The 15,388-nt window shown below is 59.5% G+C and carries 10 protein-coding genes and 1 pseudogene; all 11 read right to left on the reverse strand.

The window, feature by feature from the left end; translation table 11 throughout:
- Positions 1-6 precede the first annotated feature (6 nt).
- Entirely contained in the window at positions 7-7,101 is a 7,095-nt protein-coding gene (locus tag FFS57_RS02060) for a polymorphic toxin-type HINT domain-containing protein (RefSeq protein ID WP_137936092.1), read from the reverse strand.
- A gap of 85 nt (positions 7,102-7,186) precedes the next feature.
- A complete protein-coding gene (locus FFS57_RS02065) occupies positions 7,187-7,558 on the reverse strand; it encodes a hypothetical protein (RefSeq protein WP_137936093.1) in 372 nt (123 codons plus the stop codon).
- 390 nt (positions 7,559-7,948) lie between these two features.
- Positions 7,949-8,131: pseudogene (locus FFS57_RS26210) on the reverse strand (hypothetical protein); the annotation flags it as partial.
- A 10-nt stretch (positions 8,132-8,141) separates the two neighbouring features.
- A complete protein-coding gene (locus FFS57_RS02070; RefSeq protein WP_137936094.1) occupies positions 8,142-9,251 on the reverse strand; it encodes a phage late control D family protein in 1,110 nt (369 codons plus the stop codon).
- Positions 9,251-9,694 (reverse strand): phage tail protein, encoded by a 444-nt coding sequence (locus FFS57_RS02075; RefSeq protein WP_502705888.1) that lies wholly within the window; start codon positions 9,692-9,694, stop codon positions 9,251-9,253. The genes FFS57_RS02070 and FFS57_RS02075 overlap by 1 nt, the downstream gene beginning before the upstream one ends.
- Positions 9,695-12,406 (reverse strand): phage tail tape measure protein, encoded by a 2,712-nt coding sequence (locus tag FFS57_RS02080; protein ID WP_137936095.1) that lies wholly within the window; start codon positions 12,404-12,406, stop codon positions 9,695-9,697. It abuts the gene before it with no gap.
- A complete protein-coding gene (locus tag FFS57_RS26155) occupies positions 12,399-12,515 on the reverse strand; it encodes a GpE family phage tail protein (RefSeq protein WP_137936096.1) in 117 nt (38 codons plus the stop codon). Before FFS57_RS26155 ends, FFS57_RS02080 begins: the two co-directional genes overlap by 8 nt.
- An 8-nt stretch (positions 12,516-12,523) precedes the next feature.
- Positions 12,524-12,811: a phage tail assembly protein gene (locus tag FFS57_RS02090; RefSeq protein ID WP_137936097.1), complete on the reverse strand. Its 288-nt coding sequence runs from the start codon at positions 12,809-12,811 to the stop codon at positions 12,524-12,526.
- Between the two features lie 15 nt (positions 12,812-12,826).
- Positions 12,827-13,336, reverse strand: coding sequence for a phage major tail tube protein (locus FFS57_RS02095; protein WP_137936098.1), 510 nt, complete (start codon positions 13,334-13,336; stop codon positions 12,827-12,829).
- A 16-nt stretch (positions 13,337-13,352) separates the two neighbouring features.
- Entirely contained in the window at positions 13,353-14,525 is a 1,173-nt protein-coding gene (locus FFS57_RS02100; RefSeq protein WP_137936099.1) for a phage tail sheath protein, read from the reverse strand.
- 113 nt (positions 14,526-14,638) lie between these two features.
- Complete coding sequence (locus tag FFS57_RS02105; RefSeq protein ID WP_137936100.1) at positions 14,639-15,388, reverse strand: phage tail protein; 750 nt, start codon at positions 15,386-15,388, stop codon at positions 14,639-14,641.

Raw genomic sequence — 15,388 nt, forward strand, 5'->3', positions numbered from 1 at the left:
TTCATCCTATTGAGGCCATTTGAATATAGCACCACCTACATTCCCCTTCTGCAAAGCGCTGGTCGCTGCATCCTTTAAAGGGCCATCAGGCAGATTTTCTATTGCAGATCGAACTTCTGGCATCCACCTTTTTAGCTTTTCAGGAGAGAGGGTTGTTGGATGAATTCCATTGGGTCCTCTATATTTTGCATCCCACACAAAGATCTTTTCAGCATCAACACTGAAGGTTATAAAATCAGCGCCGCGTGCAGTTGCTTTTCCTGGGGCTGCGATTCCTATATGCCCAAGGTTTTCAATCGCATTTTGATAACCCCTTAACTCCCCAATCGTGCCGTTGATATGGCTTAATTTCGAGTTGGACAATACTTCAACGCTAGTCGTAATGGCTCTGGCACAAGCACAATTCCCATTGTTATGAACAAACGCCTTCTGCTTACCCGCAAAGTAGGTATGGAAGTCGGCAACGGTGAAGTTGTAGGTCGTCTCAACCCGGTTCAGCGATGTCAAGCTTACCACCAGCAGCGCGCCCTGATTCAGGCTATCCAACACCATATAGGGCTTCAACGCCGCCGCGTCTACCCAGCCTTGGCCTTGTACCCAATACGGGTGGTTGTCAGTGACGTTCATCTGCTCGATGGCACCGGTGACCAAGTTCCGTGTCACCAGCTGATACAGTGGCTTGCCCTGGGTCGTCATCAACTGCGTGACAGGTTTCAGCGCAGTGGCACCGGTCTGCGGATCACGCGCATAGACCCGTTGCCCGACTTTGATCTGCTCAATGGGCTGGGAGCCGAATTCGGTTTCGACCGGGGTGCCGGCCGGGAAGCAGCAGCAACTATTGACGATTTGCCCGGCTGTGCCTGCTCCTTTCCCCAAGCCGGCCAGCCAATTCCCGAAACCACTTGCACCAGCGGTTGCCGGCATGGAATTGAGGAAATCCAACGAAGGATGCTCAGCAGCAAAGTTCGCATCATTCTTGAACTGCTGCCAATTCCCCCGTGCCCATTCCTTGGAATCGGCCCAGACTTCCTTGGCGCTTGCCTTCACACTGCCAAAGAAATCGCTGATAGCGCTACCAGTGGCCTGCACCGAATTACTCGCCCCATACACCTGTGCCGGTTGTGCCTGGCTGGCGAAGGTCACCGATCCGCTACTGCGTTCCGAATAGGCATTGCTGGTGGTGATCACGCTGCTGGCGTAATAGCTGCCGCCCCGGCTGTTGTACGCATAGCCGGCGTTGCCACTGAAGTTCTGGTTAAGCTGGTTGTTGAACTGCCGATCAATCTGCCGAAACAGCGCATCGCTCAACGTGCGTTCGAAGGCATGACCGGAGAGGAAGGTATCGCTCAACGACATCAACGCAAACCCACTGGGGTCGGTCGCACTCAACGGGTTGTTGTGCACATAGGCATAGCGGTTGAAGTCCTGGCTGTTGTCTGGGTAGAACACGTTCGGGTCCGGGGTCATGAAACGGCCAGCACGTGGGTCATAGATGCGGCCGTTCATGTGTACCAGCTCAACCCCGTCCAGATGGTCATGACCGGTGAAGCCATGGCGGGTGGTGGTGCCGTTCAAGCCGGCCTGATCCGGCCCGCTGGGTAGCCGGCGTTTGCCGAATGGGTCATAGGCCAGCCGCTCGATGACGGCACCGGCATCGTCGGTGATGACAGCAATCGAGCCCAGGTGATCAGTCAGGAAGTAATGGGCGGTTTTATTGGCATTGCCAGCCTGCTGGCTGACCTTACCGACCAATTCACTGCCGGCATACAGGTACACATGGTGGGTGGTGGTATTGCCCTTGGTTTCCTTTTCGTAATGGGCGCCGCCGTGGGTTTCCGGGCGCAGGTGGTAAAGGGTACTGTTGCCGGTCGGCCCGCTGGCGGTCTCCTTGACGCGCAGACGTTCGGCGTCATACACAAAGCTGACACTGGCGGCCGTACTGCCAAAGCGTTGCACGGCCTTGGGCAGGTTGGACGCAAAATAGCTGGCGTTCCGCACCGGCGAGCCGCCGATGAGTTCGTCGGTCAGGTTGCCGTTGTCGTCATAGCGGTAGAGGGTGGCCTTGGTGCTATCGGTGGGGGCGTTGAGTGCATAGGCCATACTGACCGCATGTGGTCGGCCATTGCCGTACACATAGTGGTAACTGAAGTCGGATTTGCTGACCAGATTGCCCAGGTCGTCATAGCTGTAGAACTTGTAAATGGACTGGCCAGCGTTGGTCAGGATGGCTTGCGTGAGCCGGTTCAGCCGGTCGTAGTCGAAGGTTTCCGCTAGATTCAGCGGCTTGTTGGCGGCCGGGTCCAGGCTGTAATCCACCCGTTTTTTCAGGTTGCCCAGCTGGTCGAATTCAAAGCCGAAGTCCTGAATGGCCTGCCCGGCGGCGTTGCGGGTCATCACCGCTTGCAGCAAACCGTCCGTTTCATAGTAGTTGCGGTTGACGGTGTGGCCGTTGCCCAGCAGGAACTGGGTGACCTGCCCGGCGGCATTGGTGGTGTTGGCCTGCCAGTACAGCTTGCTGCTGTCGGCCTCGCGGATGGCTTGCAGATAGCCTGACGGGGTGTACTGGTAACGCAGCGTGAAGCCGTTGGGATAGCTGCGGCTGGCCAGCAAACCGGTTGCTGGGTCGTAGCTGTTGGTCAGGGTGTAGGTGGTATCCAGCTGGTCGGTCAGGGTCTGAACGCGGCCCAGGCGGTCATAGCTCAAGCTGCGGGCAGTCTGATTGTCGGCAGAGACCTTGGCCAGCTTGTCGATACCGTTCGCCGCCGTGTCGTATTCCCACATGCTGGTCAGGTCGCGTTCGGTGCGCTTCACCAGCCGGCCCAAGGCGTCATAGTGCAGGCGGGTCGGTTGCTGGCCGGCCGGCTGTTGCAAGTAGTTGGCGTCACGCTGTGCGATCAATTCTCCGAAGGCGTTATAGTCGTACTCCCAGCGGCCCATGTCCGGGTCAATGGTTGCCACCTTGCGCCCCAGCGCATCAATGGTCATGGCGATGACGTTGCCCTTGGTATCCGTCACCTTGGCCAAGGTGCCCAATGGGTCATAGGCAAAGCGCTGAGTCAGCTTGCCATCGACCTTGGTCTGCTCGATCTGCACGATTTGCCCCAGGCCGTTGCTGAGTTTGCGGCTGACCACGGTCTGCTGATTGTTGCTGGCCACGGTCTTGGTCTCGGTGCTGGCCAAGCCGTCATAGCTGTGGGTAAGGGTACCGGCGTTCGGTAAGGTCACTTTCTGCAGCCGGCCCAACAGGTCATAGCTGTGGCGGGTCCATCGTGCCATGGCACCGGGACGATACGGGCGGGATTCGCCGTCCAGTTGGCCAAGGGCGTTGTATTGCTTGTCTTGCCAGACTGGCGCGCCGTCAAAGCCAATCACTTCCGTGCGTAACTCACGGCCCAAGGCATCCAGGGAGAGGGTTTTGTTGGGACGCGCGGTTTCGCTGATGACGATCTGATAGCTGCCGGTGGCAGGGCAACTGCTGGTGCACCCTTGGTACTGATAGCGGCGTAGGCGGCCATCGGGCAGCGTTTCGCTGACGATGCGGCCCAGCGCGTCATAGCTGGCCTGCTGTAAGGTCAGGTGGTTACGGTCGATCACTCCGTTCAAGCTGTCAGCGAAGCGGGTGTCATAGCCGCGTTGCTCCTGGGTGGGGCGATTGGTGGCGATATCCAGCGCATGCTGGAGACCGATCACGAAGCGGCCGGAAGTATCGTAGGTTTGACGACTGGAACGGGTTTCGATCACGGGTGTGGGGTTGGCGCCGTCACTCAGGCGGGTGAACCCCGTGACATCGGTTTGCGTGACATTGCCGACACCGTCATAAGTCAATTGGGTGGTCAGCTTGTGCTTGACGTCAAAGCCGGCTGCGGTGCCACCACTGTCCACCGTCTTGAGGCGGTGCGGCTGGTCGGGGTAATAGCTGGAGCGGCTGACGGTGGTCTTGCTGTCGCCATCAAAGCCGGTCACAGTCGTGCTGACCTGGGTGGGCAAGCCTAACAGCCACATGCCCGGCTGATTGGTGTATTGCGTGGTGGTGACAGTCTGGCTGGTCTGCCACTGATTGGCGGCATCCAGGCTCTTGGTGGTGACGATGGTCTGCCCGACGTTGCCATACTCATCCACTTGGTTGTATTCGGTCTTTTTGCTGATCAGCAGCCGATTGGCTATCAGCGGGTCGTACGTATGGGACTGGCTGCCGTTGGCATAGCGATGCACCCGGCCCGGGGTCAGGTTGTTCACTGTGTAGGTGAAGGTGTCCTCGCTGAGCAGGTTGCGGTCCTTCTGTTTTTTGACCGCCATCACTGCCCCGGTATACGGCCAGCCCTGGCCATAGTGGGTGAGGGTGTCCACCCCAAGCGGATCGGTGGCCATCACCTGGTGGAAGCCCAGGAAGCCGCGCCCCTTGGTATCGAAACGGCCGGCACGGTAGCTGTATCGGTGGGTGAGGAACCCACCGATCCCGTTGCTGCGCTCAATCGTGGCGACCACGGTCAGTGCCTTGGTCGGGCGCACGCTCGGATAGACCACCGGCAGGGGGTCCTGATACAGCTGGGGGTTGTCGGTCAGGTCATAGCTGATTTTGCTTTCAGCGCCCAAGCCATCGACGATGCGTACAATCTTGTCCGGATCGACACTGCTGCTGCCGACCAACAGCGTTTCATAGTTGCGCGCCCCGTCGCCATAGCGGTCATACGAGCCCAGGCTACCCGGCCGCGCCAGCCCGACATGGCTGGCGACCTGGTAAAAGCGGTCGGCGGCGGTGTCCTTTTTATGATGTAGGGTGCCGTGGCTATCCGTGACATAGATGCCACCGCGTGACAAGAAAAAGCTTCTGACTTCGCCCGCCTGGGCTTTCCAGAAAGTACTGGTGATGTGGCGATTGGTCCGGATCAGCTCATCCACCTCATTCACGGGCGCGGTATACAGGCTGCCGTTGACCAGCACGCCCAGTTTGCTGGCACCCCACTGGAACGACTGGACGTTGTTGGCCAGCTTGCGGAACTCGGCGCGACCTTGACCGCGTAGCCACAATTCCCCGGCCTGGTTGCTGATCAACACCCGACCGTCTTCCACCCGGAAATCCGTCACCTTGCGGCCAGTCACCACCGCTTGCCAGACATTGGATGGGGGCTCGGCAAAAATGATCGGCCGCGTCCACACATCGCCCTGATCGTCCAGCAGGTAGGCGGACAGGTGATGCCCGGTTGGCGCTTCCTGCAGCAGGAAACTGCGCAGTTTGCGACCCGCTGGCGGCAGCACCGTATAGGGGCTGCCACGGGTGCCGGTACAGCAGGCTTCCACCTGCAGGTTACCGCTGATAGCATCGTGCATGGCCAGATAATGCTCGGTCTGGTCGAAGGCTTTGACGTTGGCGGCGCTGATGTTGAACACCGGGGTGCCCCAGGGGCTGGGGTCTTGGCATTGGGTCAGCTGTTCGCCATCGGTCAGCACGGATTTCAGCGTGCTGTGCTCACCCGACCAGCCAGCACGGGATTGCAGGATTTTCTGGTCACTGCACTGCTGATAGGTGGATTGCAGGGCGCCCTGCTTCAGCACGTCGTAGCCGAAATACATGCGGCCGTCGATGCCTTGCGAGATGGAACTGAACTTGTATTCTTTCAGCCCTGGTGCGACATTGAAGCCATACAGCACATCGCTGAGGATGCGCGGCACGGTGAAGGTTGGCCCGCCCGGTTGCTTGACGTATTGCAAGGTACTGGGCAGGGTGATCCAGTTGCTGTGCAGCAAGATGTCGTCGGTACCGCGCACCAGCAGTTTCGTTGGCTGGGGATTCGACCAATCGAAGCGGGTGCCGTTGTAACAGGTTTTGCTGCGGCTGGTCGGATCGATGCCGCATTGCTGGATGCTTTCCAGCCGCGACACCGCCGTCATTTCGCTGGGGTGGTATTGCAGGGTGTACTGGGTGATGGCCTCGCTGAAGCCGGCGGCGTAAATCGAAATGGTACTGATTCGGTAATCGTTCCACAGCGCGGCAGTGCCGACCTTGGCAAATTGGGTATCCGGGCGTTTGGCATAGTCGAATATCACCCGGTTACCAGCATAGCTGACATTGGCCAAGCGATACTGGCCGCCGTTGCGGTCTTTCTGGTATTGATAGTGGATGGTGTTGCCGTCACGGTCGCGGCGCAGGTTCAATGCCCAGGTATGGATAGGATTGCCCGCGGTTACCGCACGACGACTGGCCCCTGAGCCAGGGCGCGCCATCCCAGGCACGTTGACGTCAATCTGACTATCCGGGCTGCTGCCGTAATCCAGTATCCGGCCATCGCGGGTATAGACCTGAAAGAAAGTCGGCCGATCAGCCGGCCCAATCGACACGATCCGGCTGAACCCTTCCAGGGCGGTGCGGTATTCGTTCCAGCCGGTGGCGGTATCCACCCCGGTGGGAATCAAGCGCTCGCCATCCAGGCAGAACCCGTCATGAGTATCGAATTCGACTGCCCCGACCTGGGCATCCTGGGCGATGGTCTTGGCACAGCGGGTCACCGCGGACGCCCCGCCCAGGGTCCAACCCATGCCTAAGGGGCCATTGCCAGCATGGCTGTTGTAACGCAAGGCCAGTTCCGGCACCAAGCCTTTGACCCCACGTGGCAACGCCAGCGGTATTTCATAGACCGCCGCGCCCCCGCTATCAACCGACAGCTTGCCGGGCAGGCTGCCCACCGTGTTGCCGGGTACCGGCACGGCATATCGGACCGGTTGCACCGCCGTCGGCTTGGCATCCGTCCAACCGGGTGAGGTCAGCGAGGTGCCACTGATGGCGGGTAGTTCCGGCAAGGCCGAAATGTCCCAATCGGTGGCAGGGCTGCCCCCACTGCCGCCGCCAGGGGTCGGCGGTTTCTCGTCATCCGTGCTCAGCAGCAGGATCAGATCGACCAGTTGCTTGCTGGTCTGCGCGGCCAGGGCAGCGGCCCTGCTGTCGGCTTTGGGGGTGGTTTTAGGCTTGGTGGCAGCTGGCTTGGGTGCCGGGGCGGCCGCTGTGGCGGGTGGATTGGGCAAATACGCTGGCACATTGGCCAACGTGGATTGACCTAACAGGCTGGCCAGGGCGATCAACAGCACGATGCGGGTCGAATAGGACATGGTCAAGGCTTTGTGCGGACGAGACAAGGCCGACCGTTGCCAGCCGGCAACGATCAGCGGCCATTCGGGTAACGGGAAACGGGCGCTATTCGCCCAGCATCAGATAGCCGGGGGTGGGCGCTTGCTGGTAGGTCGGGACGATGTTGCAGGCAGCGGGTGCCGGGGCGCCAGGGCGGTCCCAATAGGCCACGGTGGTACCGGTCTTGGTGGTCACGGCCGTCTTGGCCGTGGCAAAGAAGGTGGCACAGACTTGCGGTGTGATACCGCGCCAATCGCTGTTCAGATTACAAAGCTGCACCCAGTCATTCCGCCAATCCGGCCGGATGAAGAATTCACCATTCTCGCTCATGTAATGCTGCAGAATCTTGCCGGTACACCAGAGGCCGGCTGCCGTGGCAGGCAACGATAGGCAGCACGCGGCCACGCCAGCCATCATGCAGGCTTTGAATGTAAACATGGTTCAGTCCAATTGTTGATTTAGATGGGTGCGGTGTTTTTCGGTTGGGTTTTAATTGGAGCGGTACGGATGGTGTTAACCAAAAAACACAGTGCAAACAGGATGGTTGCGAACTATAGAGATTCAAAAATCAACGTGCAAATACATATTTTTACAATCAAATACCGAATTACTAACTATCGATCTTTATCAATTACTGAAATGGCGGGGGCGCAATTTGACCCGGTAGCGCATATCCGATTGAAATGTCACAAGGATGACAGGCTGGCCAGCAGGGCGAGCTGGCTTGTTATCCAAAATAACAAAGGGGGGTTGCGTGGTGCATACGCATATGCAGGCACCCAGGCAACCCCCATGCAATCGTGCCGAATCGGCGATGTTCAGGCTACGTTAGCCGCCCATATAGGCCATGACCTTCACCACCTCTTGCGGTGCCCGCCCCGTCAGCACTAAAAAATGTCGCCATACGCCATAGGGCACGGTGCGGGCATTTTTCGGGTTGACGTCGTCCCCTGTGGCACCGCTCTTGAAGGCGCGGATGCGGCGATCACCTGACAGGCCCAATGGGCCTAATTGGCGTTGCCTACGCCATCGCTTCCAGCCGCATTTCTAATTCAACAGTACTCGTGAAACCGGCATGACTGATTTGATGCGTGACTTTTGACACGATCCAGCCACAGGCATCCATCTCCGGCTTGAACCCGACCACTTGCGCGGGCAGTTCCGGAAACAGCTCCGGCCGGCCTTCCGCCAACGTTAAACTGAACTCGGCCACACCGCGTTGCAGCTTTTGCCAGGCGGCCTTGGCGCCCTGCAAGGCGGTGGCTTCGGTGGCGTAGATATGCCGCAGTACCTTTACATTGCGGGTATTCGGTTCTAACGCCTTGGCTTGGGTGGCTGTCCAATGCTTGTGCTGGGTGGCGTTGCCTTTTTTGCTGACACCGGCCTTGCGTTCAAACTGGGTGTGGGCATCCACCAACACTTCCCCTTTCTCGGCTTTATCCAGGTTGTGCCAATAGGCTTTGACGGCGGTGTAAGCATTGCGGTCAGCCGCACTGAAGCGGTGTTGGTCGCCACTTTGCCGGGTAAGTGTCACTGTCGGAAATGGCTTACCAGTGACGCTTTCCGCATCGCCGGTTTTGCAGAAGATCAGCCGGCCGTGTTTGACGGTGGCAATGGCATCGTATTGCTGCGCCAGGCGGGTGAGTAGATTGGCGTCGCTCTCACTGGTCTGGTCCAGATGTTCAACCGACTTGGTCGCAAGCCATTGGGGAATGGCGGGCTGTAGCTGGTTGGCTTGGGCAATGTCCCTGACGATGTCACCCACCGTGCATTGATGAAAGCTTCTTTCCCGTTTGCTGGTGATACCGGCCTGCAGATCGGCGGAACGAGCGCGAATCGTCAGCATGTCGGGTGGTCCGCTGTGCTCGACTTCATCCACGATGTAACTGCCTTTATCCACCAACGGTTGACCGGCCCAACCGATGGCCAGCGTCAGTTTGGCGCCACGGGGTGGCATGGCCAACAGCCCGTCACTGTCGTCCAGGGTGATATCCAACTGATCCACGTCGAACCCGCGATTGTCGGCCAGCGTCAGGCTGATCAGCCGTTGATTCAAGACTTGGTTAATGTCTTTGCCATTGACTCGGATAGCGTAGGCGGGGCGTTTTAATACGTCTTGCAACTGATCCATTACGCCACCTGATCCAGCAATGCAGCGGTGGCCATGCCCAGCTGCTCGATCAGCGATTCATCCACTCGCTTCAAACTCAGCGTGAAATCCATCCGCCGCGCCTTGCCATCGCTGAAGAAATCCTGACGGCGGATGTCCAGCGCCGCGATGGCGAACCAGCCATAAAGGGTGCCGGTCCCCTCGATCAACGGCCACGCTTTACCCTCGTCGGCCATCAGCCGCAGCAACGACAAGGCGGTATCACCGCCGGTCAGCTCCGGCAGCAACAGCCCGGACAGGGTGATGGATTCTTCATCTGGTCCCAGGTATTGATAACTCGGCCGTAGCCCGACCCGGCTGTTACTGGCCAGCCGCCAAGCCAATTGCTGTTGCAGTTCCTGATAGGGTAGCGTGTCCAGCCTGAACACGAACAGCCCCAGGCTCATCATCGGTAAATCCATCATTCAATCCTGATCAGTGAAACGGGAACGGCTGCGGATGGCTTGCTGGCGTAACACCTGTTCCACCTGCCGCGCCACCAGTTGCGCCAAGTGTTGTTCATTCATGCCAGGGCTGGCTTGAATGCTGATGTTGATCACTGGCGCTGGCGCGGATGCGCTAACACTGCGCTGGGCTTGCATCGGTGGGCGGTGGTCCAACGTTACCGCGCCCGCCAGATTGCCCGCCGTGCCGATGGCCAAGCCCGCGCCCAAGCTGGTCAGCTTGCTGGTCATGCTCCGTAGCGCCTGCAACGGTCCGCCTTGGCTATCGCTCAGACCTTGGGTGAAACCGGCCATGGTGAAGCTGCCCAGCTCGGCAAATACTCGGCTGGGGGAATGAATGCCCAGCTTTTCTTTCATCCAACTGATGGCGCTTTCGCCCACACCATTGATAGCACCTTTGAGCTTATACAGTCCGGCCATAAAGCCCGTCACTAGACCATCCATGATCTGCCCGCCCAGCGTGGCGAACCGGTTCACCAAGCCGCCCAGGAACGTGGTGATACTGTCCCAATGGCGGATGATCAGACCGGGCAAGCTCCAGTTCAGGAAGAGATTGACCATGCCTTGCGCCACCGCCGCAATACCGGCTTTGATCCGTTCCCAGATGGCCAAAGTAATGGCGTGCAGGTCTTGCCAGTGCTGTACCACGAACCCAACCACAGTCCAATTCATCAGCACATCGCTGATCCAGTCCACTACGCTACCGACCACTGACTTGATACCTTGCCATAGGGCGGCAAACTTCGGCCCCAGCCAGTCCCAATTGCGCCAGAGCACATAGGCCAGTCCGGCAATCGCCGTGATGGCTAAGCCAATCGGATTCAACAGCAGTACTCTGCCCAGCCATAACAGCGTATTGCCGATCATCGCCAAGCCACCATGCAGCAGCGCCAAGGCGCCCCCGCTGGTACTTGCACTGAGACTGAGGGTCTTCAGTGCAAACGACACGGCGGCCAGTGGCGCCAGCACGGCCGCGACAGCCAGCAGCAAACTACCCACCACCGCTAACACCAAGGCCAGCACGGCGGCAATCTTGGTCAAGGTGGCGGCCAGTTGCGGATTAGCTTTGGTCCAGGCGGCAACTCGATCCGTGACCCGGCCCGCCGTGGCCATGATGTCCAGCAACGGTTGGCGCAGTGTCTGGCCGATGGCGCTGGATTGATTGAACAGCTTGTTGTGCAGCATCTGCCAGCGCGCCGACAAGGTGTCGTTCTTGGCGTCGCCCTCACGCTGCATGCTGCCGCTGGCCTTGGCATCGTTGACCAGCTTCAGCTGCTTACGGTATTCGTCCAGGTTGTCCGCCAGCTTCAGTGCGTCATCGCCGTATTCCTTGCCGAACAGATCCACCATGACCCCCATGCCATCCCGTGCTGGCAGTTTTTTGACGGCCTCCAGCACGTTCAGAATGGTTTTGGTCGTGTCCTTGGCCATAGCGGTTTGCACCTGCTTGGCGGTCAGCCCCAGTGCTTTCAACCCATTCTGGAAGCGCTTCGGCTGTTTCTCGGCAATCGCCAGTTCCCGCACCATGGCTTTGCTGGCAGTAGCGGCAATTTCAGGCGAAGCGCCCAGACTAAGAAAGGTTGAGCCCAAGGCCGCCGCTTCCTTGAAGTTCATGCTGCCCGTGCTGCCAGCAATCCGTTGCATGACATTGATGATGTCTGCCCCTTTGGATTGGGCGTTGTCATCCAGATAGTTCAAGGTGTCGCCTAGCTGGTTGATGTGCTTGATCGGGATTTTGTAGGCATTGGCAATCTTGCCTAAATCCTCCCCCAGCTGACCGGCTGGCAGGTTAAAGGCCGTCGCCGCCAGCGCCCCGGTTTCAGCAAACGCCAGCAGTTCGGCGCGACCCTTGACGCCCATGCGCGCACCGCCTTCCACCAGCGCGGCCAGCTCGGTGGTCGCCATCGGGATGCGTTCGGCCATGGCTTTGATGGCGTCGCCCAACTGGTAATAGGTCACGGTCAAGCGGCCATGGTCATCGCGGGCACCCTCCACCTGCCTTGCCACCCCCAGCATGGCATCCTCGTAACGGCTGTAATCGCGGATGGCTTTGATCACCGGTAGGCCGGCAGTGGCGCCCATGCCCACCGTTGCTGCGCCAACCCCGGCCAAGCGCTCGCGGTTTTCTAAACGGTGCTCGTATTGGCTGCGGGCGGCCTGCAGCTTGCGTTGCTGGTCGGCCAGCCGCCCCACTGCCGCTTGTTGCTTGTGCATCGCCTGGGTGGTGTCGTGGATGCGGCTGGCCAACTCACGTTCGTGCTGGTTCAACCGGCCAAGGCTGATGCCTTGTTGCTCCAGCGCGGCGCGGGCGGCTTTGGCGCCCGTCAGCTGCTTATCGTGGGCCAGCGTGAGTTTTTCCACCGCGATTTGTGCGCTTTGTAACTTCCGTTGCATGGCCTCAGTGGGGCTGGCCGTGGCGGCCAACTGCTGCTGGTACTGGCGCAGCTTGTGCCGGGCATCACTCAATTTGTCAGCGGTGTGCTTAGCGTCCTGGCTCAACTGGCGGAAGGTGGTGATATGGCCTTGGGTATCGTTCAAGGCTTTCAGTTGGTCGCGGGTCGCTTTCAACTGCTTAGATAAGCCGGTACTGCTTTGCAACACCGCCTTGATCGGCTTGGTGGCCTTGTCCAAGGCTGCCAGTACCACTTCCAGGCGTAGATTCTTACTACTCATGATTGCTCCACCTGACCCGCGCCGCTTCGCGCCAGTCCATCAACTCGGTTAACGACATGTGCTTGAAGGCAGACGGCGGCCAGTGAAACACCAGCGCGATATCCGCCATCGCATCTTCTACCCGGGCAGGGAGTCCGCCAGCGCTTGCCTCGTCAGCAAAAAAGCCACTACCTCGCTACCCAGTTGTAAGAAATCCGCTGGGTCCAGCTTGCTGATTTCCGGCTCAGTCAGTGCCGGGATGGTGATGCGGGGCAACAGCTTCATCAAGGTGATGGTCTGTATCTGCAATAACTCGGTCAACGCGCAGCCGCGCAGTTCGCCGGCGCTGGGTTTGCGCAGTTCGATGGTGGTAATGGTTTGGTCGCCGCGTTGAATCGGCGTATCCAGGGTAATGGTCTTATTCATGTCTGTTTTCCAGGGTTAGAGGCCGATGTTCTTGCGATGCTGGGCGAGACGATCCACCCCCATCACCTTGAATATCTTGTTGACCAGGTCGATTTCGAGCCAGTCCTTGCCGTTGACGGTGGCCTTGTAATAAGTGCAGTCGGTTTTGACCTTCCAGGTGCTGTTGTCACCCGGTTTGGCGTCACCCGGGTCCAGCTCGTTATGGCGGCCACGCGCCACAATTTCGACGGCTTGATGCATACCGCTGCCTTCTTCGGCATAGCTGCCCATGAAACGGATCAGGCTGGCATCGACCGTGTCCGCACCAAAGTCGGCCACGATCTCCGCTTGCGGACCGTTATAGGTGTGCTCGATTTCCAGCTTGTCGATGGCCTTGTGCAGCGCCACTGGCCCTAACATGCCAGCACCGTGGTAATCCTCGGTTTTGATGGCCAGCTTGGGTAATTTGATTTCCACCGCCTCATCAATGAAGGTGTGGCCGTTCACGAACACATTGAACATGCGCAGGGTTCTGGGGAGTGCCATAGATAACTGTCCTTTCTCAGCCAGTTACTTTGCTGGCGAAATCCAGCAGGTAACGGTCGGTGATGCGTTGCCGCAGTTGTAGGTTCTCCAGTGGCGGCACCGGCGTGTAGTCGTAATCCAGCGTCAGCTTGCCGGCCTTCAAGGTGTCCTTGCTGTTGGCTTGCTCGTCATACCAGCAATCGAAGCCCAGTAGATAGCCATTGGTGACCAGCTCGCGGCCCTTGGCGCGGATGCCTTCCACAATGTCCCTGACTAGTGTCGGATGCATCGGCTTATCGATGGCCCACAGGTGCGCGTCGGCGATGGTGTCAGCCAGCACTTGCGCAGTGCGGGTGGTGTTCTCGAAGGCAAACAGCGGATCGGTGGCGCAGGTACGGCTGCCCCAGAAACGGAAGCCATCGCGGCGAATCAAGGTCGTCACATTGGCCGCGTTCAGGTACCCCGCATCGGTAGCCGGGTCTTGTAAGTCCCAATACACGTCCTTATTGATGCCCTGTACCCCTTGCACGGGCACATTCGACAAGGTTTTGTGCCAGCCTTCGGCTTCATCCAGGTAGGCGCGTAGCCCCAAGGCGCGAGCGGTGGCGTAAGCAATGTTTTCGCTGTTGCTGGTGGTGTTCCAGTTCACAAAGTCTGGCCAGATCACCATCACTTCGCGTTGCCCGAAATTGGCGCGGTAGGTGCTGGCGTCTTCCTTGGTCTTGCAGTTCCAGGCGGATACGTAGGCGAAGGCACGCAGCTTGGCGGCGACACTGGCCAGTTCGGTCGCCACCGGCAGGCTATCCAGCCCAGGGGCGCCCAGAATGCGCGGTTTCACCCCTAAGCGCGATTGCGCGGCCAGCAAGGCTTTGATGCCCGTGAATTTGCCATCGGGCGTGGTGGTACCAATCACATTGCTGGTAGTGTCGGCGTCGGTGGCCCCTTGCTTGACCCGTACCACCACCACCAGCGGCTTGGCTTGGTCGGCGATGGCATCCAGCGCAGCGGCCAAGGTGCCTTTGCTGCCGGCCTTGCCAATGGCGGTGTAGATGTCGGTGATTAAGACCGGGGTGTTTTCTGGAAAAGTGACCGGGTCGGCATCCTCGGCGAGGGCGACCAAGCCAATGACAGCGGTTGAGATAGTACGAATCGGCCGGGTACCCTCGTTGAGTTCCAGTACCCTGACCCCATGATGATAGTCGGTAGCCATATCAAGCCAAGTTCCCGTGAGTTAGACGGGAACACTGTACGGGTAAGCCCAACCCACTGCAGCAAGGACTGGTCGTATCAGCCTCGGCCACAAGCAACGCCCTGCTGCCGGGCTTACACCGCCCAGTGTTGGCGGCTGGCGGCCTCGCGCAAGTGCTGGCTGGCACTGTCGGCCAAGGCTTGGGCGGTGGTTGCATCCTGGGCTTGGCGAATGGCTTCCTTGGCTTTCAGGCGCCAGGCACGGATGCCATACAAGGCGGCATCCCACTTGGCCGACTCGGTCAGGATGCGCTCGGCCGCTTGCTGACCATTGCAACCGGTAGCCTCGGCCCAGGCTTGCACCGCCGGCGGTACCGTGCCGCGATAGCTGGCGGCTTGATAGGCACTGGCCTCGGCGCGTGCCCGTTCGTACTCCATGACCCGCAACGGGTCGCCGGCCACCTGTTGCCGGGCACGGTCGGCCGCCTCGTCCAGCTGGTTGGCCAGTTGGGTTTTGAGTTGCAGCAACAGCGCAGCCGCCTGAGTGGCGTCCAGCTGCCATTGCCCGTGGCGCCAGACGTGTGCCGGACTGGGTGGCGCTTGTTCGGTGGCGCCCACCTCGGCCGGGCTGGCGCCGAGCTGGGTCAGCTGGCACGGTTCGCCGGTGGCCAGCCGCCACAATGGCACCGCCCGCCAATCCGCAGCCAGTGTCCAGGTCTGACCGTCAAACACCGCCACCTGCTGCGGCCCGGCTGGCGGTGGCGGTTGCTCGGTGGCATGGATCGGGACCAGATAGCGCCCCGGCTCCAGTGGCGATGCACAGGCCAGCGAGTGCGCCAGGTATTCGCCGGTGTGCGGGTGGTAGTGATAAATACGGGGGGACAT

The sequence above is a fragment of the Chitinivorax sp. B genome (assembly GCF_005503445.1).
In the GTDB taxonomy this organism is placed as follows: Bacteria; Pseudomonadota; Gammaproteobacteria; order Burkholderiales; family SCOH01; genus Chitinivorax.